This window comes from Leclercia sp. GLN_9 (genome assembly GCF_043105735.1).
In the GTDB taxonomy this organism is placed as follows: Bacteria; Pseudomonadota; Gammaproteobacteria; order Enterobacterales; family Enterobacteriaceae; genus Enterobacter; species Enterobacter adecarboxylatus.
Window position 1 is genome coordinate 15,557 of the sequence record NZ_JBICLV010000028.1, and the last position, 24,234, is coordinate 39,790.

At 56.8% G+C, this 24,234-nt stretch carries 25 protein-coding genes; 8 read left to right on the forward strand and 17 right to left on the reverse strand.

Going from position 1 to position 24,234, the window contains the following annotated elements:
* Positions 1–46: 46 nt before the first annotated feature.
* On the forward strand, positions 47–805 hold the full coding sequence (locus tag ACF8PE_RS18785; protein ID WP_392495167.1) for an SDR family NAD(P)-dependent oxidoreductase: 759 nt from the start codon (positions 47–49) through the stop codon (positions 803–805).
* Positions 806–837: 32 nt separating this feature from the next.
* Here the strand turns inward: ACF8PE_RS18785 and ACF8PE_RS18790 are convergent, their stop codons facing one another.
* Positions 838–1,365: a GNAT family N-acetyltransferase gene (locus ACF8PE_RS18790; protein ID WP_392495168.1), complete on the reverse strand. Its 528-nt coding sequence runs from the start codon at positions 1,363–1,365 to the stop codon at positions 838–840.
* 153 nt (positions 1,366–1,518) lie between these two features.
* Between ACF8PE_RS18790 and ACF8PE_RS18795 the strand changes: the two genes are divergently transcribed.
* The gene (locus tag ACF8PE_RS18795; protein ID WP_155167518.1) at positions 1,519–3,117 is read left to right on the forward strand and encodes an STY4199 family HEPN domain-containing protein; all 1,599 of its coding nucleotides are present in this window, start codon (positions 1,519–1,521) and stop codon (positions 3,115–3,117) included.
* 12 nt (positions 3,118–3,129) lie between these two features.
* Here the strand turns inward: ACF8PE_RS18795 and ACF8PE_RS18800 are convergent, their stop codons facing one another.
* Positions 3,130–4,779 (reverse strand): alpha,alpha-trehalase, encoded by a 1,650-nt coding sequence (locus ACF8PE_RS18800; protein WP_032615038.1) that lies wholly within the window; start codon positions 4,777–4,779, stop codon positions 3,130–3,132.
* Between the two features lie 238 nt (positions 4,780–5,017).
* Positions 5,018–5,734, reverse strand: coding sequence for a hypothetical protein (locus ACF8PE_RS18805; RefSeq protein ID WP_336995206.1), 717 nt, complete (start codon positions 5,732–5,734; stop codon positions 5,018–5,020).
* 188 nt (positions 5,735–5,922) lie between these two features.
* Between ACF8PE_RS18805 and ACF8PE_RS18810 the strand changes: the two genes are divergently transcribed.
* On the forward strand, positions 5,923–6,327 hold the full coding sequence (locus tag ACF8PE_RS18810; protein ID WP_148569946.1) for a hypothetical protein: 405 nt from the start codon (positions 5,923–5,925) through the stop codon (positions 6,325–6,327).
* Positions 6,328–6,343: 16 nt separating this feature from the next.
* Here the strand turns inward: ACF8PE_RS18810 and ACF8PE_RS18815 are convergent, their stop codons facing one another.
* From ACF8PE_RS18815 to ACF8PE_RS18825, 3 genes are all read right to left on the reverse strand, one after another.
* Positions 6,344–6,613 carry a hypothetical protein gene (locus ACF8PE_RS18815; protein WP_051916084.1) on the reverse strand — a complete coding sequence of 90 codons (270 nt, stop codon included), beginning with the start codon at positions 6,611–6,613 and terminating at the stop codon, positions 6,344–6,346.
* A 206-nt stretch (positions 6,614–6,819) separates the two neighbouring features.
* Positions 6,820–8,172 (reverse strand): glutathione-disulfide reductase, encoded by a 1,353-nt coding sequence (gene gorA / locus ACF8PE_RS18820; protein ID WP_032615035.1) that lies wholly within the window; start codon positions 8,170–8,172, stop codon positions 6,820–6,822.
* A gap of 70 nt (positions 8,173–8,242) precedes the next feature.
* Positions 8,243–9,085 carry a 23S rRNA (adenine(2030)-N(6))-methyltransferase RlmJ gene (locus tag ACF8PE_RS18825; RefSeq protein ID WP_032615033.1) on the reverse strand — a complete coding sequence of 281 codons (843 nt, stop codon included), beginning with the start codon at positions 9,083–9,085 and terminating at the stop codon, positions 8,243–8,245.
* Positions 9,086–9,288: 203 nt separating this feature from the next.
* Here ACF8PE_RS18825 and prlC point away from each other — a divergent pair, with 203 nt between their 5' ends.
* Both prlC and rsmJ read left to right on the forward strand, forming a co-directional pair.
* Entirely contained in the window at positions 9,289–11,331 is a 2,043-nt protein-coding gene (gene prlC, locus ACF8PE_RS18830) for an oligopeptidase A (RefSeq protein ID WP_392495169.1), read from the forward strand.
* Positions 11,332–11,338: 7 nt separating this feature from the next.
* Positions 11,339–12,103 (forward strand): 16S rRNA (guanine(1516)-N(2))-methyltransferase RsmJ, encoded by a 765-nt coding sequence (rsmJ, locus tag ACF8PE_RS18835; RefSeq protein ID WP_032615031.1) that lies wholly within the window; start codon positions 11,339–11,341, stop codon positions 12,101–12,103.
* Positions 12,104–12,184: 81 nt separating this feature from the next.
* Here the strand turns inward: rsmJ and uspA are convergent, their stop codons facing one another.
* Positions 12,185–12,622, reverse strand: coding sequence for a universal stress protein UspA (uspA, locus tag ACF8PE_RS18840; RefSeq protein ID WP_032615029.1), 438 nt, complete (start codon positions 12,620–12,622; stop codon positions 12,185–12,187).
* A gap of 282 nt (positions 12,623–12,904) precedes the next feature.
* Here uspA and uspB point away from each other — a divergent pair, with 282 nt between their 5' ends.
* Positions 12,905–13,240, forward strand: a complete 336-nt coding sequence (gene uspB, locus ACF8PE_RS18845) for a universal stress protein UspB (RefSeq protein WP_032615027.1) — start codon at positions 12,905–12,907, stop codon at positions 13,238–13,240.
* A gap of 54 nt (positions 13,241–13,294) precedes the next feature.
* Here uspB and ACF8PE_RS18850 read toward each other — a convergent pair whose 3' ends face one another.
* The 3 genes from ACF8PE_RS18850 to pitA all read right to left on the reverse strand — a co-directional run bounded on the left by ACF8PE_RS18850 (position 13,295) and on the right by pitA (position 15,741).
* Positions 13,295–13,702, reverse strand: a complete 408-nt coding sequence (locus tag ACF8PE_RS18850; protein WP_032615025.1) for a hypothetical protein — start codon at positions 13,700–13,702, stop codon at positions 13,295–13,297.
* Complete coding sequence (locus ACF8PE_RS18855) at positions 13,680–14,069, reverse strand: polymorphic toxin type 44 domain-containing protein (RefSeq protein ID WP_032615022.1); 390 nt, start codon at positions 14,067–14,069, stop codon at positions 13,680–13,682. The genes ACF8PE_RS18850 and ACF8PE_RS18855 overlap by 23 nt, the downstream gene beginning before the upstream one ends.
* A gap of 175 nt (positions 14,070–14,244) precedes the next feature.
* Positions 14,245–15,741 carry an inorganic phosphate transporter PitA gene (gene pitA, locus ACF8PE_RS18860; RefSeq protein WP_392495170.1) on the reverse strand — a complete coding sequence of 499 codons (1,497 nt, stop codon included), beginning with the start codon at positions 15,739–15,741 and terminating at the stop codon, positions 14,245–14,247.
* Positions 15,742–15,971: 230 nt separating this feature from the next.
* On the opposite strand from pitA, the gene ACF8PE_RS18865 reads away from it, so the two are divergent.
* Both ACF8PE_RS18865 and ACF8PE_RS18870 read left to right on the forward strand, forming a co-directional pair.
* On the forward strand, positions 15,972–17,168 hold the full coding sequence (locus tag ACF8PE_RS18865) for an NAD(P)/FAD-dependent oxidoreductase (RefSeq protein WP_032615018.1): 1,197 nt from the start codon (positions 15,972–15,974) through the stop codon (positions 17,166–17,168).
* A 176-nt stretch (positions 17,169–17,344) separates the two neighbouring features.
* Positions 17,345–18,370: a TerC/Alx family metal homeostasis membrane protein gene (locus ACF8PE_RS18870; protein ID WP_392495171.1), complete on the forward strand. Its 1,026-nt coding sequence runs from the start codon at positions 17,345–17,347 to the stop codon at positions 18,368–18,370.
* Between the two features lie 82 nt (positions 18,371–18,452).
* On the opposite strand, the gene ACF8PE_RS18875 is transcribed toward ACF8PE_RS18870, so the two are convergent.
* The 7 genes from ACF8PE_RS18875 to ACF8PE_RS18905 all read right to left on the reverse strand — a co-directional run bounded on the left by ACF8PE_RS18875 (position 18,453) and on the right by ACF8PE_RS18905 (position 24,233).
* Positions 18,453–19,115: an HAD family hydrolase gene (locus ACF8PE_RS18875; protein WP_072250917.1), complete on the reverse strand. Its 663-nt coding sequence runs from the start codon at positions 19,113–19,115 to the stop codon at positions 18,453–18,455.
* A gap of 95 nt (positions 19,116–19,210) precedes the next feature.
* Positions 19,211–20,005 carry an SDR family NAD(P)-dependent oxidoreductase gene (locus tag ACF8PE_RS18880; RefSeq protein WP_032615014.1) on the reverse strand — a complete coding sequence of 265 codons (795 nt, stop codon included), beginning with the start codon at positions 20,003–20,005 and terminating at the stop codon, positions 19,211–19,213.
* A 53-nt stretch (positions 20,006–20,058) separates the two neighbouring features.
* A complete protein-coding gene (gene acpT, locus ACF8PE_RS18885) occupies positions 20,059–20,640 on the reverse strand; it encodes a 4'-phosphopantetheinyl transferase AcpT (protein WP_163604108.1) in 582 nt (193 codons plus the stop codon).
* A gap of 2 nt (positions 20,641–20,642) precedes the next feature.
* Positions 20,643–21,872: a beta-ketoacyl-ACP synthase gene (locus ACF8PE_RS18890; protein ID WP_163604107.1), complete on the reverse strand. Its 1,230-nt coding sequence runs from the start codon at positions 21,870–21,872 to the stop codon at positions 20,643–20,645.
* Complete coding sequence (locus ACF8PE_RS18895; protein ID WP_151586673.1) at positions 21,869–22,600, reverse strand: 3-ketoacyl-ACP reductase FabG2; 732 nt, start codon at positions 22,598–22,600, stop codon at positions 21,869–21,871. The genes ACF8PE_RS18890 and ACF8PE_RS18895 overlap by 4 nt, the downstream gene beginning before the upstream one ends.
* Entirely contained in the window at positions 22,597–23,070 is a 474-nt protein-coding gene (locus tag ACF8PE_RS18900) for a 3-hydroxy-fatty acyl-ACP dehydratase (protein ID WP_130588118.1), read from the reverse strand. Before ACF8PE_RS18900 ends, ACF8PE_RS18895 begins: the two co-directional genes overlap by 4 nt.
* Positions 23,067–24,233 carry a beta-ketoacyl-[acyl-carrier-protein] synthase family protein gene (locus ACF8PE_RS18905; RefSeq protein ID WP_392495172.1) on the reverse strand — a complete coding sequence of 389 codons (1,167 nt, stop codon included), beginning with the start codon at positions 24,231–24,233 and terminating at the stop codon, positions 23,067–23,069. The genes ACF8PE_RS18900 and ACF8PE_RS18905 overlap by 4 nt, the downstream gene beginning before the upstream one ends.
* Position 24,234: the final 1 nt, after the last annotated feature.

Below are 24,234 nucleotides of genomic sequence, written 5' to 3' on the forward strand. Positions count from 1 at the left end.
AATAAGCTCTTTCTCAATCACCACAACAGCCGAAATGAGGTTTCTTATGACTGAACGTATTGCATTAGTGACTGGCGGTAGCCGCGGGCTAGGTAAAAACGCGGCGCTGAAGCTGGCAGACAAAGGTGTCGGGATCCTTCTGACCTGGAACAGCAGCCAGCAGGAAGCGCTCGATGTTGTACGCGAAATTGAGCAAAAAGGGGTGAAAGCAGCGGTATTACAGCTGAACGTCGGGGATGTTACTTATTTCGATACTTTTGCCAGACAAGTGGAAGAAAAGCTGCATGAAGTATGGCAACGCAGCAGCTTCGATTATTTGTTGAACAACGCAGGCGTCGGTTTATATGCCCCCTATGTTGAGACCACCGAAGCGCAATTTGATGAGGTCATGAACATCCATTTCAAAGGCCCCTTCTTCCTGACCCAGCGCCTGTTACCGCTGATGAATAACGGCGGGCGGATCCTGAATGTCTCCTCCGGCCTGGCGCGGTTTGCCCTGCCTGGCTCCAGCACCTACGCGGCGATGAAAGGGGCGATGGAGGTGCTTACCCGCTACCAGGCGAAAGAGCTGGGCGCGCGCGGGATCACCGCCAATATTATTGCCCCGGGTGCCATTGAAACCGACTTCGGCGGCGGGCACGTGCGCGATAACAAGGAGATTAACCAGCAGATTGCCTCGCAGACGGCGCTGGGGCGCGTCGGATTGCCGGACGACATCGGCGATGCGATTGCGGCCCTGCTCAGCGATGAGCTGGGCTGGATGAACGCGCAGCGGATTGAAGTCTCCGGGGGCATGTTCTTCTAAAGCGTCGCCGGGGAGGGATCCCCGCGGCACGCTTAGCGGTACTCGTGCTTTAACAGCCCAAACAGCCAGTCGTTGTGCCATTGGCCTGCCAGCCAGTAGCTTTCGCGCAGTTCCCCTTCCAGCACAAACCCCACTTTTTCCAGCAGGCGTTTCGAGGCCACGTTGCCCGCCGTCACCGTGGCGGTTAAGCGGCGTATGCCTCCCTGGCCGAAGGCGTAATCGCAAACCGCCTGCAAGGACTCAAAGCCGTAGCCTTTTCCCTGGGCCTGGGGGGCAAATAAGAAGCCCACTTCGGCGCAATCATCATCATGATGAATATACCCGGTGACCCCGAGCGGCATCTGGCTGAGGTTATCGCGTACCACCAGGCACAGCCAGTGGTCGCTGCCCGGCGTCCAGGTGGGCAGACGCGCGGTAAAGGCTTCGCGAATGGCCTCCTCCGGGCGGGCTTCGGCCACGAAGCGCATCACATCGGGGTGCTGCTGAAGCGAGAGAAAAAAGGGCCAGTCTTCTTCCTGCACAGGGGAGCAGGTCAAACGCGGGGTATGTAATACGGGCATACCAGATCTCCACGAGCTTTTGTAAATGATTTTAACATTATCACTGAAATAGTACCCATTATCGGGTATGTTTAATCTGGTATAACCACTTGAAATAACAACCACTCTCCGACAGCTGCCTCTGCCTGGGTGCGCAGCCTATAAAGGAATATGATGACCCTCAGTAAATCGCATGTGATCCGCGAGCAGTTTGAACGCTGTCTGGGAATTATTCGTCAGGCCTCGGTGGAGATCCTGCTCCTGTTAAAGGTGCGCGTTGCCGAAGGCAAAGATCCCCGTTGGTTCCTTGAGCAGCTCGACTCCGCCAGGCTGGCGCTGGGGGGCTGGGCGAGGGTGGCTAAGCAGCTTAACCTGAATGATGCGGAGCTGTCGCAGTTTACCCTGCAACTGCGGCTATTACAGCAGCGCGTGCCGCAATATGAGAGCGGGCAGGATGTGAGCGACAATCAGCTTATCGCCGCGACGCGCTTTGTGACGGCGCTTGAGCATTTGCGTCTGCAGCAGCCGCTGCTGACCTACAGCACGGACATGGGCCCCAGCGATGAGTCCCGCCAGCAGCACGCGCAGATGCAGGTGCGCACGCTGGAGCTAATGATTAAAGGGCTGATTATGCAGGCGTGGCCGGATCCGACACGCCTGAATAACCACCTGAAAACGCTGTTCAACGCCGATCGGGTGCGCAACTGGATGCAGCAGGGTGAACGTAACGACGCCCTCGGCGGCATGATGTTCAGCGAGCTGGCCCTGATGCTGGTGGATAAAAAAGAGTACTCCCGCTCCTACTCGTCGTTGTTCAGCGATCCGTCTCTGCTGACGCTGATGGTGGAGCCGCGTAAAACGCTACAGACCTTCCTCGATGATATCCGGCTGATCCGCAATAGAATTATTGCCCAACAGCCGCTCACCTCCACACAAATCCTGCTCCTGGATAATTACTACACCCAGATCGCCACCCCCGTTCAGCGCGCATTTAATGAGGGCCGCACCGCCGTGAACCCGGCGGGACTGATGGCCGAAAGCGTTAATGAGCTGGAAAGCTTCTGGGAGAATGCGCGAATAAAAAACAACGCCACGGGTGACGACATTTTTGAGGTGCGTGACACCATCGATAAACCGAACCGTCGCCCTGCGCGCACGCCGGAGCAGCGCGATTACTTAATCTCGGTCGTGCTGTGGGGCGCGGTGGGGGTCATGGTGATGGGGATTATGATGATGGGTGCCTGGCTTCTTATTGAGAGCAGCGCCCCGACGCAGGCGGCCAACACACCGCCGCCCGTGAAGACGGCGGTGGCGGAAGAGATGCGCGAGACTCCTTCCTCACGTGAAACGCTGACGCGGATGGGAGTGACCTGGGATGAGAGTAACTTCCGTTCGGCGATAGACCGCAACGACACCCGGGTGGCGTTGCTGTTTCTGAAAGCGGGGATGGACTGGAAACTCTCCTGGACGGAGCATGCGCTCTCCGCCAACCATCGCGAGGTGCTGGATGTGCTGATGCGCTATCGCCTGCAAATGACCCAGGAGAAGCCCTGTCGGCGGTTTATTACCAACCTCGGCCATGTGATGGCAACAGGCGAAACGCTGACGAGCCTGCGTAAAGACTATCTCCAGGCTTTTTGTTCCGTACCTGCGGTGGTTGAACGCCAGCGGCGCGAGATGGAGCAGGCGACGCGGCGGGCAGAGGCGCAGCCGAACGAGAGCACCAAAAAATGGCAGGCGATCCAGACAGCGATTTATGACGTGATCCGCTGACAGAACGGGGAGCTACGGCTCCCCGTACAGGCCGATCAGGCGGCGTACCACGCCGTTTGTCCAGCCAAAACCATCCTGCAGGGGGTACTCACCCCCGCCCCCTTCACGAGGCTGGCTGCTGGCGATGTGGTACTTCTCAATCAGCTTGTAGTGCGTCTTGTAGAAATGGTTAACCGTCTGCAGCCAGCTCCAGGCGATTTCGTCCCCCAGGGAGTCGTTTCCGTATTGCTTGAAGCCCTGGATCGCCATCCACTGCAAGGGCGCCCAGCCGTTGGGTCTATCCCACTGCTCGCCGGTTTCGTATTCGGTAGCCAGAATACCGCCCGGCGTCAGCAGGCGGGCTTTTACCGCATCCGACAGGCGTTCAGCCTGCTCATGGGTAGCCATACCGACATAGAGCGGCACGATGCTGGCGGCAGAGAAGAGCGCCAGCTCCTCACGACGCCAGTCGTAATCGCGATAACAGCCGTTTTCGTCATCCCACAAATAGCGGTTGACCGCCGCGCGGCGATCGCTTGCCTTCTGACGGAAGATCTCTGCCGTCTCTTTATCCCCCTTCGAGGCCGAGATATTGGCGATGGCGCTCTCCAGCTTAAACAGGAAGGCGTTAAGATCGATTGGGATAAATTGGGTGGTGCGAATACTCGCCAGCCGGCTCGGATCCCGCAGCCAGCGCGAGGAGTAGTCCCAGCCTGAGGCAGCCCCGGCGCGCAGATCACGATAAACCTCGTTGGGTGGACGACCAGAGTGACGCGCGGTCTCGACGTCCTCTATCCAGGATTCGTCCCGCGGGGTATCGCGGTCATCCCAGTAGCGGTTGAGCAGAGAGCCGTCCGGCATGCGCACCGCGCTGCGATAAGCCTGGTTGAGCAGCAGCGACTCGGCGCCGTCCATCCAGAAGGCATACTCCATTTTCAGGTGATCCAGATAGCGCTTGGCCCCGCGCACGCCGTCCTCTTCAAACAGCTCAACCATCAGGGCAAACACCGGCGGCTGGGAGCGGCTCAGATAGTAGGTACGGTTGCCGTTAGGAATATGGCCATAGCGTTCGATCATCCACGCAAAGTTATCCGCCATGCATTTGAGCATGTCGTGGCGTCCGCTCTCGGCCAGCCCCAGCATGGTGAAATAGGAGTCCCAGTAGTAGGTTTCGCTAAATCGCCCGCCGGGCACAATATAGGCCTGCGGCAGCGCCAGCAGCGATGACCAGGGGATGTGATCCTGCGGCTCGCGGGTCAGCACCGGCCACAGGTTGTCGATATGTTCCTTCAGCGAGAGGGAAGGATCGGACACATACTCGCTCGACAGGACTTCCGGCAGCCAGAAGTGTCTTTCGACAAACTCGCGCAGGTCGAAGTCCCGGTGACGTCTCACCTTACGGTAGCGGATGAGAATATCCAGCGGATCCATCTTTGGTGCGCAGTCAGGGAAGGTTTTGCTGTCAGCAAACAGTCGTGTCGACTGCACGTGCTCAAAGAGTTCAAGGTAGCGATCGGCAGGGGTGAGCGCATCAGATGCGGGCAGCCCTTCAATCATTTCAGGTTCCGGCTCCGCCTCGAGCATTTCATCCAGTTTTAACTCGCAGGGATCGATTTCGTAGAGAAGTTCTTGTTCTATATCGAACTCTACGGTCTCTACAGTGCGTAATGTCTGGTTGAACATGGTGGTCAGGACCTCCAGTTAGCGTTGTCTCGGGTCTGTTTTTATCCGGTTACCTACTAAGCTTAGACATTCGCTTCGGTCTGTGAAGAGGTATATGTGCGGTAGATCACACTTTTCCGCCAGTGAAAAACGGCCACTGCTAGTGGCATGTTGCTGTTATTACAGGCAATAAACAGCCAATCCAGCAGTTTGTCGGCGATCTAAAATTCGGATCATTCGCTTTGCAACAGAGTATGAATCAGAAGGCGCCTTCTTCACTATAGCGATGACCTTCAGCACGTTCAAAAATGTCTTCAGATGAGAGACGGGCGCGGAAACCTCTCCCTTCTGGCTGAATCACGATTTGCAATGAGTCGGACAGCGCCACGGATTGATCTTCACTGTCAGTACCGATGATGCCATTTGGGGCGAAAGGCGCAACGGCTTCAGCAAAGGCCTCCTGCATCTCTTCATGCGTTTTATACGCCGCGTCCTGAATGTTGAGGGCGCTATGAATAAGCGCGCAGTCAAGCATTGTCCCCGGCAGCCAGTAGCAGGATGAAGAGTATGCCGCGCACCACGTCAGCTTGCTGTCCTCGGTGAGGGCCTCCAGCAGATGAGTTTTGCTTCCTGCAAAGCAGGAACCCAGCATTAATCCCTTGATGTTAAATTTGCGGGAATTTTCATTAATCCGGTAAAGAATATGCTTCAGAGAAACATCCCCAATATGGGTTTTGCTGCCATGCGCCGCAACATAAACGATAGTGTTGTCAAACTTCTGCCGACACAGGCACTCCAGCGCTAAATCAAAGCTGCTTTTATTGTAGAAGTTCAGGCAGTAAACCTCGGTATTACCATGCATCTTTGCGATCCCCTGCACAAACGGCAATACCGACGAGCGGTGAGCATCATGATCGTCCAGTTTCCACGGGGATTCCAGAACCAGAATAGCGTTCTTGTTATTGCTTTTTGACATAAATATCACCTAAGTGAAATTAATTATATTTTTGATTAATAACGCTGTGTCTTCGAACTTTTATTTCGTAGGCTAACTCTGCAAATAATTGTCCAAAATCGATATTGTTTTGCTACGCGCAAATAAGTCATTAAGGCATTCCACGCCGTCGTCATCGCTTCCGATGACAACCTCAAACAGGAATCCTTATGAACCTTAACGCGAAGCGTCAGGGCGTTACGCCTTTTTCTTTTACAAAGCCAGCTGACGATAAATCCACTATAACAGAACTGCAGGGGCTGCTGGAAAGCCGCCATTTTACGCGGCTGGATATTTGTGAAGGAGAGAACAAAGCCATTATATTCCGCTGTAATCTGAAGCTAAGTGTATTCCGTAATATTCAGTTCAGCAGTTTATTGATTAACCGTTGTTATATCGATGGGCTTGTTTTCGACAATTGCGATATGCGGAATGTCTTTTTCTCGAATAGCGTGGTTACGCAGCCGATCCGCTTACGGCGTTGTCAGGTGGCGGGAATGCGGCTGTTAGATATGCCGCGCAGAATGTTTATTTTTGAAGGGTGTACCGGCGTCGGGCAGATTGTGTTTGCCTGACACCGGCCGGGCACCATCAGTGCGCCTGGTGTGGATCGGCAGCTATTTTCTCGGTTTTTTGCTTGGTCTCTTCGCTTTGATTCAGGGCGTTGTTGGCCGCTTTTTCCGCATGGGCCGCGCTATAGGCCGCCAGGTGCGAAACCACGATGGCATAAATACTCATCAGCGAGACCCAGAGGATACTGTTTTTCCACCACAGGAGCGTAGGTATGGTTAACATCGCCCAGACAAGGGCAAGTATGAGATGGAATTTCGCCAGGCTTTTTGCGTTGATCTTCACTTGCATTGTCTATTCTCTAATCTTAATTAATCGATCCAGGTAAGCGCTTAACACTTATTAAGATTAGCCAGGTCTGCCGTCGTTTCTGGGGAATTTTGTTACCGTTTGTACAGCGTGGCCAGCAGCCGCGAGATTTCTGGCAATGAAACATAAAAAAACCGGCCACTGAGGACCGGTCTTTATAAGCGCAACATCGCGAGTGGCAAGGCGTATTAACGCATGGTCACAAACTCTTCTGCCGCGGTTGGGTGGATCGCCACGGTGTTATCAAAGTCTTTCTTGGTGGCACCCATTTTCAGCGCCACGGCGAAGCCCTGCAGGATCTCATCCATACCGAAGCCAATACCGTGAATGCCGACAATCTTCTCTTCCGGGCCGACGCAGACTAACTTCATGCGGCACGGCTGACGGTGAGCGGTGACGGCGGTATACATGGCGGTGAAGGCAGATTTATATACCTTCACCTGATCGTCGCCATACTGCTCGCGCGCCTGCGGTTCGGTTAAACCGACGGTGCCGATTGGCGGGTGGCTGAAGACCACGGTCGGGATATTGCTGTAGTCCAGATGCTCGTCCGGCTTGTTGTTAAACAGACGTTCGGAGAGACGACGACCTGCGGCCACCGCCACTGGGGTCAGCTCAACGGCACCGGTGTTATCGCCCACGGCATAAATGCCCGGCACGCTGGTGTTCTGGAACTTATCGACAACGATATAGCCCTTCTCATTGGTTTCCACGCCTGTAACGGACAGGTTGAAGTTGTCGTTTGCGGGTTCACGACCAATGGCCCAGATCAGGCAATCAACGGTCTGGCTGCGACCATCTTCCAGCTCCAGGGTCAGGCTGCCGTCGGCGTTCTTCACGACCGCTTTCGGAATGGCTTCCGTGTGCAGATGTGGGCCTTCAGCGTTCATCACTTCGACCAGCGTATCGACGATCAGCGGGTCGAAGCTGCGCAGCGGGGCGTGTTTACGCACAAACAGATGCGCTTCCGCGCCCAGGCCGTTAATCACGCCAGCGAGTTCTACAGCGATATAACCCGCGCCCACAACGGCAACGCGTTTCGGCAGGGCAGGCAGCTCAAAGAAACCGTCGGAGTCGATACCGTATTCCGCACCCGGGATCGCCGGATGGCTCGGACGACCGCCGGTCGCGATCAGGATATGATCCGCAGTGATCGTCTCGCCATTCACTTCAATGGTTTTCGCATCAACAAAACGGGCGAAGCCACGGATCACATCGACGTTGTTCTTACCCAGCACGTTGTCGTAGGAGGTGTGGATTCGGTCAATATACGCAGTGCGGCTGGCGATCAGGCGATCCCAGTCGAAGTTATTGATAGTGGTGTCAAAACCATAATCCGGGCCATAGAGATGGATGGCCTCACGGATCTGCGCTGCATGCCACATCACTTTTTTCGGTACACAACCGACGTTGACGCAGGTGCCGCCGAGGTCTTTTGCTTCAATCAGTGCGCACTTCTGGCCATACATGGCCGCACGGTTAATCGAGGCGATGCCGCCGCTGCCGCCGCCGATCGCGATGTAATCATAATGCTTAGTCATGGTCTTATCCTTAATCGTTAATTGCCGCGATTGTATACCTGAAATCAATAGTTTCCATCGATGACTGCGATTACTCAGGCACGATCCAACTGACGGTGGCGTGGCCAGTACCGGCTGGCACCAGCGTTTTATGCAGCCACGGCAGAACGTTGTTCATCTGCGCTTCCAGCTTCCACGGTGGGTTAATCACAATCATGCCGGAGGCGGTCATGCCGCGCTGGTCGCTGTCCGGGCGTACGGCCAGTTCAATTTGCAGGATCTTACGGATGCCGGTTGCTTCCAGATCTTTGATCATGCGTTTGATTTGCGAACGCAGCACCACCGGATACCACAGAGCATAGGTACCCGTGGCAAAGCGTTTGTACCCTTCGTGAATGCCCGCGACAACCGCCTGATAGTCGCTTTTGATCTCATACGGCGGGTCGATCAGTACCAGGCCGCGACGGGATACCGGCGGGAGCTTCGCTTTAAGCTGCTGGTAGCCGTCCGATTTTTCCACGCGTGCGCGGCTGTCTTTCTGGAATTCAGAACGCAGCAGCGGGTAGTCGCTCGGGTGCAGTTCGGTCAGCTGAATGCTGTCCTGCTCGCGCAGCAGCTGACGGGCAATCAGTGGAGAACCAGGGTAGTAACGTAGCTGGCCGCCACGGTTGAAGTGGTTAATCACGCTGATGTAGGGTTCAAGCTCGGCTGGCAGGTCGTCCTGCTGCCAGACACGGGCGATGCCCTCGAGGTATTCCCCGGTGCGCTCGGCGTGTGCACCGCTCAGCTGATAGCGGCCCGCGCCAGCATGGGTGTCCAGGTAGAGAAACGGCTTATCTTTCTCTTTGAGCGCCTCGATAATCAGGCTCTGAACGGTATGTTTAAGAACGTCGGCGTGGTTGCCCGCGTGAAAGCTGTGGCGATAACTGAGCATGGGTAAATGTGTTCCGATAATGGCGATTGGCCACAGTTTACAGCAGAAAGGCACAGATTACCCGCAGGCCCGGAAAGCGCAGCGCCACCGGGCGTTTTTCTGTCACCTCAGCCATTGAAATTCACTACACTTAACCCCATCCTGGAAACAATATGCTCGCGCAGGATGCGCGCTTCATTCACTCATTTAACAGGACAGTGCTTATGACCAACCCATTACTGACGCCTTTTTCGTTGCCACCGTTTTCCTCTATTCTGCCTGAACATGTTGTCCCCGCTGTCACCAAAGCACTGGACGATTGCCGTACCGTCGTCGAGAGCGTGGTTGCGCAGGGTGCCCCTTATACCTGGGAAAACCTGTGTCAGCCGCTGGCGGAAGTGGATGATGTGCTTGGCCGCATCTTCTCCCCGGTCAGCCACCTGAACTCAGTGAAAAACAGCCCGGAACTGCGTGAAGCCTACGAACAAACCCTGCCGCTGCTGTCGGAATACAGTACCTGGGTTGGGCAGCACGAGGGGCTGTACAAAGCGTACCGCGACCTGCGTGATGGCGATAACTATGCGACGCTGGACATCGCGCAGAAAAAGGCTGTCGATAACGCCCTGCGTGATTTTGAACTGTCGGGCATTGGCCTTGCGAAAGACAAACAGCAGCGCTACGGCGAAATCGCGACGCGCCTGTCCGAGCTGGGGAATCAGTACAGCAACAACGTGCTGGATGCCACCATGGGCTGGACGAAGCTGATTACCGACGAAGCGGATCTGGCAGGTATGCCGGAGAGTGCTCTGGCGGCAGCCAAAGCTCAGGCCGAGGCGAAAGAGCAGGAAGGCTACCTGCTGACCCTGGATATCCCGAGCTATCTGCCGGTGATGACCTACTGCGACAACCAGGCCCTGCGCGAAGAGATGTATCGCGCCTACAGCACCCGCGCCTCCGATCAAGGTCCGAATGCCGGTAAATGGGACAACACCCCGGTGATGGCCGAAATCCTCGCCCTGCGTCACGAGCTGGCACAGTTGCTGGGCTTTGACAGCTATGCGGATAAATCCCTCGCCACCAAAATGGCCGAAAATCCACAGCAGGTGCTGGATTTCTTAACCGATCTGGCCAAACGCGCCCGTCCTCAGGGTGAGAAAGAGCTGGCCCAACTGCGCGCCTTTGCAAAAGCAGAGTTCGGCGTTGATGAGCTGCAGCCATGGGATATCGCGTACTACAGCGAGAAACAGAAGCAGCATCTTTACAGCATCAGCGATGAGCAGCTGCGCCCGTACTTCCCGGAAAACAAAGCCGTTAACGGCCTGTTCGAAGTGGTGAAACGCATCTATGGCATCACTGCCAAAGAGCGCCACGACGTGGAAGTGTGGCACGACGACGTGCGTTTCTTCGAGCTGTACGACGACCAAAATGAGCTGCGCGGCAGCTTCTATCTGGATCTCTATGCCCGTGAAAACAAACGCGGTGGGGCATGGATGGACGACTGTGTAGGCCAGATGCGTAAAGCCGACGGCTCGCTGCAAAAGCCGGTGGCATACCTGACCTGTAACTTTAACCGTCCGGTAAACGGCAAACCTGCGCTCTTTACCCATGACGAAGTGATCACCCTGTTCCACGAGTTCGGTCACGGTCTGCACCATATGCTGACCCGTATCGAAGCGGCGGGCGTGGCGGGTATCAGCGGCGTGCCGTGGGATGCGGTCGAACTGCCGAGCCAGTTTATGGAAAACTGGTGCTGGGAGCCGGACGCGCTGGCGTTTATCTCCGGCCACTACGAGACCGGCGAGCCGCTGCCAAAAGCGCTGCTGGATAAGATGCTGGAAGCGAAAAACTACCAGGCGGCGATGTTTATCCTGCGCCAGCTGGAGTTCGGCCTGTTCGATTTCCGTCTGCATGCCGAGTTCAGCCCGGAGCAGGGGGCGAAGGTCCTCGAAACCCTGGCGGAGATCAAAAAGCAGGTTGCCCTTATTCCAGGCCCGGCCTGGGGTCGCTTCCCGCACGCGTTCAGCCATATCTTTGCCGGCGGTTATGCGGCGGGTTACTACAGCTACCTGTGGGCCGATGTGCTGGCGGCAGACGCGTACTCCCGTTTCGAAGAAGAGGGCATTTTCAATCGCGAAACCGGCCAGTCTTTCCTCGATAACATCCTGACCCGCGGCGGCTCCGAAGAGCCAATGGAGCTGTTCAAACGCTTCCGTGGTCGCGAGCCGCAGCTGGACGCGATGCTGGAGCATTACGGGATCAAGGGTTAGTGGATTCGTGAAGATTCGCTTAGTAGATGAAACAGGCGCCGGAGACGGCGCCTTATCTGTTCTTGCCGCCCGCTGGGGACTGGAGCACGATGCGGATAACCTGATGGCGCTGGTGATGACCCCGGACCATCTGGAGCTGCGCAAGTGCGACGAACCTAAACTCGGCGGCATTTTTGTCGATTTTGTCGGCGGGGCGATGGCGCACCGGCGTAAGTTCGGCGGCGGGCGCGGTGAAGCGGTCGCTAAAGCGGTCGGCATCAAAGGCAGCTATCTGCCGGACGTGGTGGATGCCACCGCCGGGCTAGGACGCGATGCCTTTGTGCTGGCGTCGGTGGGCTGCCGGGTACGAATGCTGGAGCGCAATCCGGTGGTTGCCGCCCTGCTGGATGATGGTCTGGCCCGCGGCTATGCCGACCCGGAAATCGGCGGCTGGTTGCAGGAGCGGTTACAGCTAATCCACGCGTCGAGCCTGACGGCACTGACGGATATCACGCCGCGTCCACAGGTGGTCTATCTCGACCCGATGTTCCCGCATAAGCAGAAAAGCGCCCTGGTGAAGAAAGAGATGCGCGTGTTTCAGTCGCTGGTGGGGCCGGATTTGGACGCAGATGGTCTTCTGGAGCCTGCCCGACGGCTGGCAACGAAGCGGGTAGTGGTGAAACGTCCTGATTATGCGCCGCCGCTGGCAGAAGTCGCGACGACCAATGCGGTGGTGACCAAAGGGCACCGTTTCGATATCTATTCCGGCACGCCGGAGGAAGAGGCGGTCTGATGCCTCAACCGGACCCTCTCCCATAAGGAGAGGGCACAAACCTCAGGCCGGGCAAGCGTAGCGCCGTCCGGCACTTCTGCATTACTCGTCGTCTTCGTCGCGCAGCGGCACAATCAACATATCCACATGCACAGTATTAATCAGCTGACGCGCGGATGACATCAGCTTGCTCCAGAAGTCCTGATGATGACCGCACACCACCAGATCCATATCGTATTTCTTAATCGCATCGACCAGCACCTGGCCCAGATCGCCGCTGCCGCTCAGGGTTTCGGTGATTGGATAGCCCGCGTTGGTGGAGAGTTCGGTCAGCGCCTGGTGAGTCTCTTCGGAGATACGCTTCTGCATATCGCCCAGATTCACGTCAATCAGGCCGGTATAGAGATCGGAGTAATTAACGTCCACGTGAATTAATGAAACTTTCGCATTGTAAGGACGTGCCATGGATACCGCTTTATCAACCAGCACCTTGCTCTCCGGGGAGAGGTCAACCGCGATAAGAATATGTTTATAAGCCATAGTGTTACTCCTTCCATAAGTTATCGATGACCAATGCGTGTAGCAGTCGTCTACCTGCCTTCATTACGGCCCAGTTGAGCAAAATTTTCAAGCATTGGTGTTGATAACGATTAACCTTGTGGCAAAAAAATTAGGGGATCTCCTACACTATTGAATAAGCCGTTCGGATATTAAAATGTGAAGCCGATCGGCTTTTAGTCTCTCTTTCACTGAACCGTCTGTCAGGGCATGGGTGCGGTAGTCCCGAAGCATTGCTTCGTGGGCGGACGCCGGGGAGGAAGTATGATTAGCACCGTCGCATTATTTTGGGCGTTATGTGTGGTTTGCATCGTGAATATGGCGCGTTATTTCTCGTCCTTACGCGCGCTATTAGTGGTACTTCGTGGCTGCGATCCGTTGCTTTATCAATATGTCGACGGTGGAGGCTTCTTCACCTCGCATGGGCAGCCCAGCAAACAGATGCGCCTGGTGTGGTATATCTACGCCCAGCGCTATCGCGATCATCATGACGATGAGTTTATCCGCCGCTGTGAACGCCTGCGCCGTCAGTTCATTCTGACCAGCGCGCTGTGCGGCCTGGTGGTGGTGAGTATGATTGCTCTCCTCATCTGGCATTGAGCGCGATTGAGCGCAAAGGAAGGCGGGTATAGCTCGCCTTCCTTTTGCCACCCATCAGGGTGAAACCGTAAACCGAAGGTTAGAGATATCTTTCTGCACGGAAAATACCTTCCCGCTGTAGGAGATGCTGACCTCGCCGTTACTGCCTATCCTGGCATCTGTGATAGTACCTGTTCCTTCCAGAACAGGCGTCCGTGTCGCGAGTTCCCGTATGATGTCCCTGCTTTGCCCGGGTATCTCCCTGGAGAGATAGTAACGGTAGAGCACAGGTACCGTTGCGCCCCCTTTATCGTTAACGGTCATATAGAGCCAAAGGCTGTCAGATAATTTGTAACTCCGCTGTAGCTCGTCATCCTTTCGCGGATCTGGCGCGGAGTCCAGCCATACAAAACCGATAACCACAATAAATAGCGCCAGCGTGGCGGCCCGGTGGAGCCATTTAATAGCCGTTCTGAATGGCATATTCTATTCCTTCCTTGATATTGCGCTGGTCTGTAGGATCATCACCGTAAGGGGGTTTTTCATACCATTTCCCCCATCCAGGTTTCGATGTACCCGCACGGCCCTGAGCCCAGCCTGCACCCATTAGCAGGATGTTTGCAGGGATACCTGCAGCTGTACCGGCGGCACCGAAATTGAAATTGCCAAATGCTGCATAGTAAGGATCGAATTTTTTGTAATCCCATGGTCCACCATTTCTGACTTTTTGATAAAACCAGTAATAGGTCGAAGCCGTCGCCATATTGCGCGACATTCCGTGTCGACGCGCTTCGCGCATATTGTTAGCGATGATGATTGAGCCAGGGCCAGGGGTAGGCACAGAAGCCATACATTCTCCTTTGCATGATAATTAATCGCACCCGATATGGTACTAATTCCCCTATAAACGCGATGAACAAAAAATGTTCAGACTTTCCTGATGCTTACAATGGCATCGGCTCAAATTGCAGGCAAAAAAAAGCGGGCCAGTGACCTGACCCGCTTTTCGCGTTATCTGCCTGCGATTACAGGAATTGCAGGGAGATCCAGTAAAGACCGCCAGACAGCAGAATGGAGGCTGGCAGGGTAAACACCCAGGCCATCAGAATGCTGGTGACGGTTTTGCGTTGCAGACCACCGCCATCAACCAGCATGGTACCCGCCACGGAGGAGGAGAGAACGTGGGTAGTGGATACCGGCATACCGGTGTAGCTGGCCAGACCGATAGAGACGGCTGCCGTTATCTGAGCAGACATCCCCTGAGCATAGGTCATGCCTTTCTTACCGATCTTCTCGCCGATGGTGGTTGCCACACGACGCCAGCCAATCATCGTACCCAGACCCAGCGCCAGTGCGACCGCCATGATGATCCAGATCGGTGCGTACTCGATGGTATTCAGCATATCGACTTTCAGTTTCTTCAGCAGACGTTGGTCGTCAGCAGAAACTTCAGGCAGTTTGGATACTTTCTCGGTCACGTCAGAGATGCACAGCATGATGCGACGCATCTGGCCACGCTGCTCAGGTGTGAGCTTTTCGTAGCTTTCGACATCGGTCAGCATGCCTTTCGCCCGCTCCAGTGCGTTGATCGCATTGGCCGGATGGCAGTGGAACTGCGCCGGTTCAGTCGCGCCTGCTTCTGGAGAAGGGATCAGCTGATCAACGCCGGTAGCTTTTTTCAGCAGATCAGGACGCTGCTGGAAATAGGTTTCGACGTTGTTGATTGCATCGCGGGTACGGGTAATTTCGTAACCGGTAGCATTCATATTTACCACGAAGCCCGCAGGTGCCACGCCGATCAGGACCAGCATGACCAGACCAATCCCTTTCTGGCCGTCGTTCGCGCCATGAGAGAAGGCCACGCCGATAGCAGAGATGATCAGGGCAATACGCGTCCAGAATGGCGGCTTTTTCTTACCGTCTTTCTTTTCACGCTCGGCTGGCGTCAGGTGGATACGGGCACGTTTTTTGGTGCCGCTCCAGTAACGACGCAGCAGGAAAATCAAACCCCCTGCTACAACCAGACCGACAATCGGAGAAATAATCAGTGAACCGAAGATCCCCAGAACTTTAGGAATATTCAGCGCGTCCACCACAGACGTACCGGTCATCAGCGCATTGGTTAAACCAATACCGATGATGGCGCCGATCAGCGTGTGAGAACTGGATGCTGGCAGGCCGAAATACCAGGTACCGAGGTTCCAGATAATTGCAGCAAACAGCAACGAGAACACCATGGCGAGGCCATGGCCGGAACTGACATTGAGTAGCAGATCCGTTGGCAGCATATGCACAATGGCGTAGGCTACGCTCAGACCTCCCAGAAGGACACCAAAGAAGTTAAACACCGCGGCCATCACAACCGCAACTTGCGATCGTAAAGCACGAGTGTAGATAACGGTTGCGACTGCGTTCGCAGTGTCATGGAAGCCGTTAATCGCTTCGTAGAACAATACAAAGGCCAGAGCAAGCAAGAGTAAAAGCCCGGTATGGAAATCCAGGCCGGCAAACAAATGTAGCATAGGACGTTACGCCATCTTGAGGACATGAACGCGGCGCATTATCCAGGACAAATGCGCAACGGGCAAAGTGAAATATAGACTTTTTTTGATTTGCCTACTGACATAAGCGTAGCAACAAAAGAATTATTTTTTAAATTTCAATTAAATGAACGAGATCGCGCATATTTGCTCTGGCACGCTTCTTGAGGAAACTTTACAATTCGCGCCCTCAAAACCAGGAGGATCGAGACGTGGAAAAGTATGATGCCATCATTATCGGCGCAGGTGCGGCGGGTTTATTCTGTGCGGCGATGGCTGGACAGGCAGGACGCCGGGTTCTGCTTCTCGATAACGGAAAAAAACCTGGGCGTAAGATCCTGATGTCTGGCGGGGGTCGCTGCAATTTTACTAATCTTTATATCGAACCCGCGGCCTATTTGAGCCAGAACCGTCATTTTTGCAAATCTGCTCTTGCCCGCTACACCCAGTGGGACTTTATTGACCTGGTCGGTAAGCACGGTATCGCCTGGCATGAGAAAACCCTGGGCCAGCTGTTTTGCGACGATTCGGCGCAACAGATCGTCGATATGCTGGTGGCAGAGTGCGAAAAAGGTCAGGTTACCTTGCGTCTGCGCAGCGAAGTCCTGGAAGTGGCACGCGATGACGCGGGCTACACCTTGCAGCTGAATGGCGAAACGGTAAGTGCGGAAAAGCTGGTGATCGCCAGCGGCGGGCTTTCAATGCCAGGGCTGGGCGCGTCGCCGTTTGGCTATAAAATTGCCGAACAGTTTGGCCTGAAGGTCCTCCCGACCCGTGCCGGTCTGGTGCCCTTCACTCTGCATAAGCCTTTGCTGGAGCAACTGCAAACCCTCTCCGGCGTCTCGGTGCCTTCGGTCATCACTGCTGAAGACGGCACCGTATTCCGTGAGAACCTGCTCTTCACCCACCGTGGTCTTTCCGGCCCGGCAGTGCTGCAAATTTCCAGCTACTGGCAGCCGGGGGAGTTCGTCACCATCAATTTAGTACCGGACTGCGATCTGGCGAGCTTCCTTGATGAACAGCGCGCGGCACACCCTAACCAGAGCCTGAAAAACACCTTAGCCATGCAGCTGCCGAAGCGGCTGGTGGAGTGCCTGCAACTGCTGGGGCAAATTCCCGACGTGTCGCTGAAGCAGCTCAACAGCCGGGACCAGCAGGCGCTGGTTGAGACCTTAACCGCCTGGCGCGTGCAGCCGAACGGCACCGAAGGGTATCGCACCGCGGAAGTGACCCTTGGCGGCGTCGACACCAACGAACTCTCCTCGCGCACCATGGAGGCCCGCCACGTGCCGGGGCTCTATTTTATCGGTGAGGTGGTAGACGTGACCGGCTGGCTGGGCGGCTACAATTTCCAGTGGGCGTGGGCCAGCGCATGGGCCTGCGCAGAGGCGCTGGCGGCCAAAGAATAAAAACTGACCGGGCATGCTGAACCGCGTAAATGTGCGTTAAAATAGTCCATCCGGCGCAGGGAGATCCTGCGCCGGTTTACTTCTTAAGGGGAGAAGGCTGTTAACGGTCCCCCCTTTTTCTTTACTGGCTCTGCCAGTCTGCATGGTTTGTATTTTGTCTTCAAAAAGGGTTGTGTATGTCATCTGCTCATCTCGGTTTCCCGACGGAAACCGTTGTTGTATTCGTGGTCATGGCGGTGGGGGCGATGTTTATCGACCTCTTTATGCATCGGCATGACAAACCCATTTCACTGAAAAGCGCCTCGCTCTGGTCAATCTTCTGGGTGATGATGGCGATGGCGTTCGCCGGGTTCCTGTACGTTCATCACGGTGCCGAAGTGGCGAGCCTGTTCCTCACCGGTTACGCGCTGGAGGAGGTGCTCTCCGTCGATAACCTGTTCGTGATGATGGCGATCTTCGCCTGGTTCGGCGTGCCGGATCAGTATCGTCACCGGGTACTCTACTGGGGGGTGATTGGCGCTATCGTCTTCCGTGGGATCTTCGTTGCCATCGGTACCAGCCTGCTGAGCCTCGGGCCGTACGTCGAGGTGGTCTTTGCCCTGATTGTGGCCTGGACGGCGGTGATGATGCTTAAGCGCGGCGAAGAGCAGGACGAGATCGAGGATTACTCCCAGCATCTGGCCTATCGCGCGGTTAAACGCTTCTATCCCATCTGGCCGAAAATCACCGGCAATGCCTTCCTGCTGAGCCAGAAAGAGGTCGATGCCGAGCTTGCCAAACCGGAGAACGAGGATGTGATGGTGGGGCGGGTGAAGAAGGCGAAGCGCTATGCCACGCCGCTGCTGCTCTGCGTGGCAGTGGTGGAGCTGTCAGACGTGATGTTCGCCTTTGACTCGGTGCCGGCGATCATCGCCGTCAGCCGCGAGCCGCTGATTATCTACAGCGCTATGATGTTCGCGATCCTCGGCCTGCGTACTCTCTATTTCGTGCTGGAGGCGCTGAAGCAGTATCTGGTGCATCTGGAGAAAGCGGTGATCGCGCTGCTGTTCTTTGTGGCCTTTAAGCTCGGACTGAACGCCACGGATCACTTCTGGCATCACGGCTATGGCATTGGTGCCACCGCGAGTCTGTTAGTGGTGCTGGGCGTGCTGGCGGCGGGGATTGTGGCGAGCCTGCTGTTCCCAGGGAAACGGGAAGTCTGAGAAGCATTGCCCGGCGGCGCTGCGCTGGCCGGGCCTGCACTCTTCATAAACCGGGTAAGGCGAAGTCGCCACCCGGTTTATTTTACGGCTTGAGGGGCGAATTGCGGCGCGCGCGAGGCGGGTGGAAATGCCGCCAGTGCGGATCCTGCGCGGCAGCCAGCAGCTCGTGATCGCCGCGGGTATCACCCCAGGCGCGCACATGGTAGTTGGTCAGGCTGCCGTACACGTGCTCCAGGCGGGCCACTTTCTGCGCACAGCGACAGTTATGGCCGGTGATCCGCCCGGTCAGTTTGCCGTTTTTCACTTCCAGCTGGGTGCCGATAAGCTTAATGCCGAGCTTGTCGGCCCAGGGCTGCAATACCAGCGCCGGCGATGCCGAACAGATCGTCACCTCTGCACCGGAGTTCACTTCCGCAGCCACCGCCAATACGCCCTGCGGACGCATCAGTTTGTCCCAGTATTTCTCGCAGAACAGCTCTGCCTGCTGACGCAGCCAGTGCTCATCCACGCCGGTCAGGAAGGTTCTGATCAGCACCTCTTTCAGCTCATCACGGGTCAGCTTACGGCGCACGCAGTGCAGGGTGGGCAAGGCCATCCGTACCAGCCGTCCGGCAAAGTAGCGTTTACCGAACGCAAAGCGTAAGAAAGGGATAAAGCTGTCGTGATGCGTCAGCGTGCCGTCGAAGTCGAACACCGAAAGTACGCTGGATTTTGCTACTGCCTCATCGGCAATCATATTGGTCATAACCGGGTCTTAGCTTAAATACATATTCTGTCCATCAGTTTACCTGCTTTAGCGTCAGATGCCACCCGCCTGCAGGCGGGCGGCCATCGGCATGGCTAGATAATATCGTCCACCACGCCGCCATCGACGCGCAGCGCTGCGCCGGAGGTGGCAGACGCCTGCTGTGAACAGACATAGACCACCATGTTCGCCACCTCTTCTACCGTGGCGGCCCGCTGAATGACCGAACTTGGGCGGTTAGCCATAACGAACTCTTTCGCCAGCGACTCCAGCGATTTGCCGGTTTTTTCCTGCTCGTCTTTCATCATCTCCGCAAAGCCGTCCGACATCGTCGGGCCTGGCAAAACGCTGTTTACGGTGACGCCGCTACCCGCGGCAAATTTTGCCAGCCCGCGCGCCAGCGACAGTTGGGCTGTTTTGGTTACCCCATAGTGGATCATGTCTGCCGGAATATTGCAGGCCGACTCCGAGGAGATAAACACCACCCGGCCCCAGCCTTTTTGCACCATGCCAGGCAGCAGGGCGCGCGATAGCCGCACCCCGGACATCACGTTAGTTTGCCAGTAGTTATTCCAGGTCTCGTCATCGGTAGCGTAAAAATCCTTTGGTCCGTAAATCCCGGCGTTATTCACGAGGATATCGACGCCAGAGGCAACCTTCAGCAGGGCATCCACGCCATCAGCGGTGCTGAGATCGGCGATCGCCGCCCGTACCTTCACGCCGGGTATCACCTGCTGGAGCTTTTGAATTCCCCGGTTGACCGAGTCGATGCTGCGTCCGTTAACAATCACTTCAGCGCCGCTTTCCGCCAGTCCTCTGGCGATGGCAAAGCCAATACCGCCCGTTGAGGCGGTCACTAACGCCACTTTCCCGGTAAGATCGATTTTCATGGTCTGCTCCATGTTGATAGCAAAGTCAGACCATTAAGCGTAGCAGTTATGCGTTACAGCACCTGAAGCGCGTCGTGGCGCAGGGTGAAGGGGGTGGGGGTACAGACTGCAAGGCTCAGCGAGCCGTGCTGGACGTGGCTGACGCTCAGCGCAGAGGTAAAAGTGCTGTCGACGCTGACAATCTGCCAGGCACTGCCGCCGCGCTGTTTAACAATCGCTTCCTTGCGTGTCCAGATGCGCCAGAAGGCTGCCAGTTTGACCTCTGGCTCCTCCCGTTCCAGCTCCGCATGCTCTGCGAGGCTAAAGACGGCATTGGCCAGCGCTTGCCAGTTATCCCGGGGGCGGATCACTTCGATGTCGCAGCCCACTTCGCCCTCATCGCTTAACAGCAGGGCAATATCATCTCCGCTGTGGCTCAGGTTAAACCAGTACGGATACCCATCGACGAAGGCCGGTTTTCCCTGCTCTCCGAAGATGATTTCCGGCACAGGGGCGGGCGATAACGCCCGGGCGAGCAGGGTTCGCCCGGCCAGCCAGGGGAGGCGGCGCGCGCCTTGGGGCGCCTGTTCGGCCAGCGCTGACGCCAGAGGGTCAGCGCTGAGGGTAGAAATTTTTCCCAGCAGGAACTGGTACATAGTCACGCCCAGCGTTTAATGATAAGAGAAGTATTAATGCCGCCGAACGCGAAGTTGTTGCTTTGTAGATATTCGCAGTCAATATGACGGACTTTTCCCATAATATAATCTAATGCGCCGCATTGCTCATCCGGTTGTCTTAAATTGATGGTCGGCACGAACCACCCCTCGCGCATCATCTCCAGGCTCATCCATGCCTCCAGCGCACCGCAGGCACCCAGCGTATGGCCGAAATAGCTCTTCAGTGATGAGACGGGAACGCTGTCGCCAAACACCGCGGCGGTGGCCTGGCTTTCGGCAATATCACCCCGGTCGGTGGCGGTGCCGTGCGCCGAAATGTAGCCAATGTCCTGCGGCTTTAGCCCGGCTATTTTCAGCGACTTCTCCATACAGATTTGCATCGTCTCCCGCTGCGGCTGGGTGATATGCGCTGCGTCGCAGTTGGTGGCGAAGCCGACAATTTCCCCGTAAATCGTCGCCCCGCGCGCCTTCGCATGTTCCAGCTCCTCCAGGATCAACGTCCCGGCCCCTTCGCCAATTACCAGCCCGTCGCGCTGGATATCGAAGGGTGACGGCGTGGCCTCCGGGGCGTCGTTACGCTGGCTGGTGGCGAACAGGGTATCGAATACCGCCGCTTCTGATGGGCACAGCTCCTCTGCGCCGCCCGCCACCATCACCGTCTGATAGCCGTGGCGAATCGCTTCCCACGCATAGCCAATCGCCTGGCTGCCGGACGTACAGGCGCTGGACGTCGGGATCACCCGGCCACGCAGCCCGAAGAACAGACCGGTATTTACTGCCGTGGTGTGCGGCATCATCTGCACATAAGTCGTGCCAGTGATGTTGTTGGTGTGTTTCTCGGTGAGCATGGTGGCAAACTCGCTGACCGGCCCGGTGCTGCCAGTGGACGAGCCATAGGCAATGCCGGTTTCGCCCTGGGTCAGAACCGGATCGTCAATCAGCCCCGCCTGCGTTAGCGCCAGTTCGGTAGCGCGGGTCGACAACAACGACACGCGGCCCATGGCGCGGATACGCTTGCGGGTATAGTGATCCGGCAGAGTAAAATCGTCGATCGGCGCGCCCAGCAGGGTGTGTAGCCCCTCATAGACCGTCCACTCCGGCATCTTACGTACCGCGTTTTTATATTGCAGTAAGCGGGCAGAAACCGACTGCCAGTCTTCACCGAAGGCGGTGACGCCGCCCATACCGGTAATCACCACGCGGCGCGTCATAGCATTCCTCCATTAATGGAAATGACCTGACGTGTCACATACCCCGCAATATCCGACATCAGATAGCTGGCCAGCCCGGCCACCTCGTCTGCCTGACCCATCCTTTTCATGGGGATGATGGCCATGGCCTCTTTCAGCGCGGCCTCTTCCATCTCGATCATGCCGGTATCAATCAGCCCAGGCGCAATGCAGTTGACGGTGATGTTGCGCTTTGCCAGCTCAATCGCCAGCGCTTTGGTGGCACCGATAATGCCTGCCTTGGCCGCGCTATAGTTCACCTGGCCCCGGTTGCCCATCACCCCGGAAACGGATGACAGGGTGATAATGCGGCCGCCCTTGCGGGTGCCAATCATCGGCATGATGCAGGGGTGAATAACGTTGTAAAAGCTGTCGAGGTTGGTGTGGATCACGCTGTCCCAGTCCTCTTCACTGAGCGCCGGAAAGGCACCATCCCGTGCGATCCCGGCGTTACTGACCACGCCATACCAGGGGCCGTTCACTTCCATATCCTGCTCCAGCACCTCGCGGCACTGGGCGCGGTTACCCACGTCAAACGAGAGCAAACGCCCGTTGCCGCCCGCCTGTTCGATGGCGTTCAGGGTGTCCTGTGCCCCTGCGGCGTCGCGGTGGTAGTGCACCCCGAGCGTAAATCCGTCAGCGGCCAGTTTAAGGGCGATGGCCCGGCCAATGCCTTTGCTGGCGCCGGTGACCAGAACGGAACGACTCATTGACTTACCCCCTGCTTAAAAAGTGATGCCAATTCCTCTTTGCCGGGCTGGAAGGTATTCACCCGCCCGGTTGCCAGCGTAACGTTATCGGCAGTGATCGCACACTCGAAGCTGCTAAAGCGTTCATCCTGCATCAGCAGGGTGACGGTGACCGTTAAGTCGCTGTTGGCCGGGAAGATCCCTGCCGCACACACCAGCTCCCGCGCCCCGAGCACCATGCCGAGCGACAGATTTTCCTGCCCCTGCTGCTGGCGATGCCAGCCTGACCAGACGCCAACCGTCTGGGCCATCAGTTCAAGGGCATACCATCCCGGCAGATCGCCCGCGGCGTTCAGGAACGGTGCCAGCACGCCCTGTGAATTGACCGTGACGCGGCAGACGGCAGACTCATCGGTCACGCTCTCTACCGACGCCAGCAGCAGCATAGGCGCATCGTGAGGCAGGTAGTCGGTGGGGGATAAATAACTCATGACACTCTCCCCAGCAGGATGCTGGCGTTATTGCCGCCAAAGGCGAAGGAATTGGACAGGATCACCGCTTTTTTCAGCGCGGTGGGCTTATGCAGCACACCGCAGGCGGCGAGGGTAGGATCGGGCGCATAGCGGCTGAAATCCTGAGCGGGCAGCGGCAAATCATGGGTCAGGATCAGCCAGCTTAGTGCGGCTTCGGTGATCCCTGCGGCACCCAGCGTGTGGCCGGTCAGGTGTTTGGTTGAGCTGCAGGGCACGGCCTCGCCAAACAGGTCATGCACCACCTGCGACTCAATCTGGTCATTGAGCGGCGTCGCCGTACCGTGCAGGTTGATGTAACCCACATCGTCCGGTTTTAATCCCGCGGCGTTCAGCGCCTGGTTAATGGCGTTGATGGCTCCTTCGCCCTGAGGGTGTGGGGCAGAAATATGGTACGCATCGCTCGACTCGCCAGTTCCCAGCAGCGCCACCGGCTGCGGCTCGCGGGTCAGCACTATCAGTGCCGCCGCTTCGCCAATGGTGATCCCCCGACGATCACGGCCAAACGGCTCGCACAGGGTGGTGGAGAGCGATTCAAGGCTGCTAAAGCCATTCACCGGCATCCGGCTCAGCGTATCTGCGCCGCCGACCAGGGCGATATCCACCAGCCCGGCCTCAATCAGCCGACGCCCGCTGATGATCGCCCGCGCGCTGGAGGAGCAGGCGGTAGAGAGGGTATAAGCCGGGCCGTCCAGATTCAGCCAGTTGGCCAGAAAGCGCGACGGATCGCCCAGCTCCTGCTGCGCGTACCGCCAGTTAACGCTGGTTTCGCCGTTCATCGACAGGCGCACATGCTCGTCGCCCTCGTCCAGGCCCGAGGTGCTGGTGCCCATGACCACCGCCACCCGGTCGCGGCCATAACGGGCAATGGCTTCATCGACCACAGGCTGGATCTGCGCCAGCGCCGCCAGCAGAAGCTGATTATTCCGCGAGCGATGCAGGGCCGCGCTATCCGGGATGGCAGGCAGCTCGCCATCGACGCCGCCCAGCACCGCATCCTGGCCCTGCAGCCAGCCGCTGCGCAGACGCATGCCCGGGGCCACGCCGCGCGTCAGGTTAGCGGCTATCTCATCGGGCGCGTTGCCCAGGGCATTGATCAGGCCAACGGCAGAAATATAAATCATC

Bases quoted from the DNA above. Each gene is read 5' to 3' on its own strand.
- ACF8PE_RS18825 (WP_032615033.1), bottom strand. From the start codon at position 9,085: ATGCTCAGTTATCGCCACAGCTTTCACGCGGGCAACCACGCCGACGTT.
- ACF8PE_RS18805 (WP_336995206.1), bottom strand. From the start codon at position 5,734: ATGTCAAAAAGCAATAACAAGAACGCTATTCTGGTTCTGGAATCCCCG.
- ACF8PE_RS18855 (WP_032615022.1), bottom strand. From the start codon at position 14,069: ATGGCTTCTGTGCCTACCCCTGGCCCTGGCTCAATCATCATCGCTAAC.
- ACF8PE_RS18795 (WP_155167518.1), top strand. From the start codon at position 1,519: ATGACCCTCAGTAAATCGCATGTGATCCGCGAGCAGTTTGAACGCTGT.
- ACF8PE_RS18895 (WP_151586673.1), bottom strand. From the start codon at position 22,600: ATGAGTCGTTCCGTTCTGGTCACCGGCGCCAGCAAAGGCATTGGCCGG.
- uspB (WP_032615027.1), top strand. From the start codon at position 12,905: ATGATTAGCACCGTCGCATTATTTTGGGCGTTATGTGTGGTTTGCATC.
- ACF8PE_RS18890 (WP_163604107.1), bottom strand. From the start codon at position 21,872: ATGACGCGCCGCGTGGTGATTACCGGTATGGGCGGCGTCACCGCCTTC.
- ACF8PE_RS18785 (WP_392495167.1), top strand. From the start codon at position 47: ATGACTGAACGTATTGCATTAGTGACTGGCGGTAGCCGCGGGCTAGGT.
- prlC (WP_392495169.1), top strand. From the start codon at position 9,289: ATGACCAACCCATTACTGACGCCTTTTTCGTTGCCACCGTTTTCCTCT.
- ACF8PE_RS18790 (WP_392495168.1), bottom strand. From the start codon at position 1,365: ATGCCCGTATTACATACCCCGCGTTTGACCTGCTCCCCTGTGCAGGAA.
- ACF8PE_RS18905 (WP_392495172.1), bottom strand. From the start codon at position 24,233: ATGATTTATATTTCTGCCGTTGGCCTGATCAATGCCCTGGGCAACGCG.
- ACF8PE_RS18800 (WP_032615038.1), bottom strand. From the start codon at position 4,779: ATGTTCAACCAGACATTACGCACTGTAGAGACCGTAGAGTTCGATATA.
- ACF8PE_RS18815 (WP_051916084.1), bottom strand. From the start codon at position 6,613: ATGCAAGTGAAGATCAACGCAAAAAGCCTGGCGAAATTCCATCTCATA.
- acpT (WP_163604108.1), bottom strand. From the start codon at position 20,640: ATGTACCAGTTCCTGCTGGGAAAAATTTCTACCCTCAGCGCTGACCCT.
- uspA (WP_032615029.1), bottom strand. From the start codon at position 12,622: ATGGCTTATAAACATATTCTTATCGCGGTTGACCTCTCCCCGGAGAGC.
- pitA (WP_392495170.1), bottom strand. From the start codon at position 15,741: ATGCTACATTTGTTTGCCGGCCTGGATTTCCATACCGGGCTTTTACTC.
- ACF8PE_RS18900 (WP_130588118.1), bottom strand. From the start codon at position 23,070: ATGAGTTATTTATCCCCCACCGACTACCTGCCTCACGATGCGCCTATG.
- ACF8PE_RS18870 (WP_392495171.1), top strand. From the start codon at position 17,345: ATGTCATCTGCTCATCTCGGTTTCCCGACGGAAACCGTTGTTGTATTC.
- gorA (WP_032615035.1), bottom strand. From the start codon at position 8,172: ATGACTAAGCATTATGATTACATCGCGATCGGCGGCGGCAGCGGCGGC.
- ACF8PE_RS18850 (WP_032615025.1), bottom strand. From the start codon at position 13,702: ATGCCATTCAGAACGGCTATTAAATGGCTCCACCGGGCCGCCACGCTG.
- ACF8PE_RS18875 (WP_072250917.1), bottom strand. From the start codon at position 19,115: ATGACCAATATGATTGCCGATGAGGCAGTAGCAAAATCCAGCGTACTT.
- ACF8PE_RS18810 (WP_148569946.1), top strand. From the start codon at position 5,923: ATGAACCTTAACGCGAAGCGTCAGGGCGTTACGCCTTTTTCTTTTACA.
- ACF8PE_RS18880 (WP_032615014.1), bottom strand. From the start codon at position 20,005: ATGAAAATCGATCTTACCGGGAAAGTGGCGTTAGTGACCGCCTCAACG.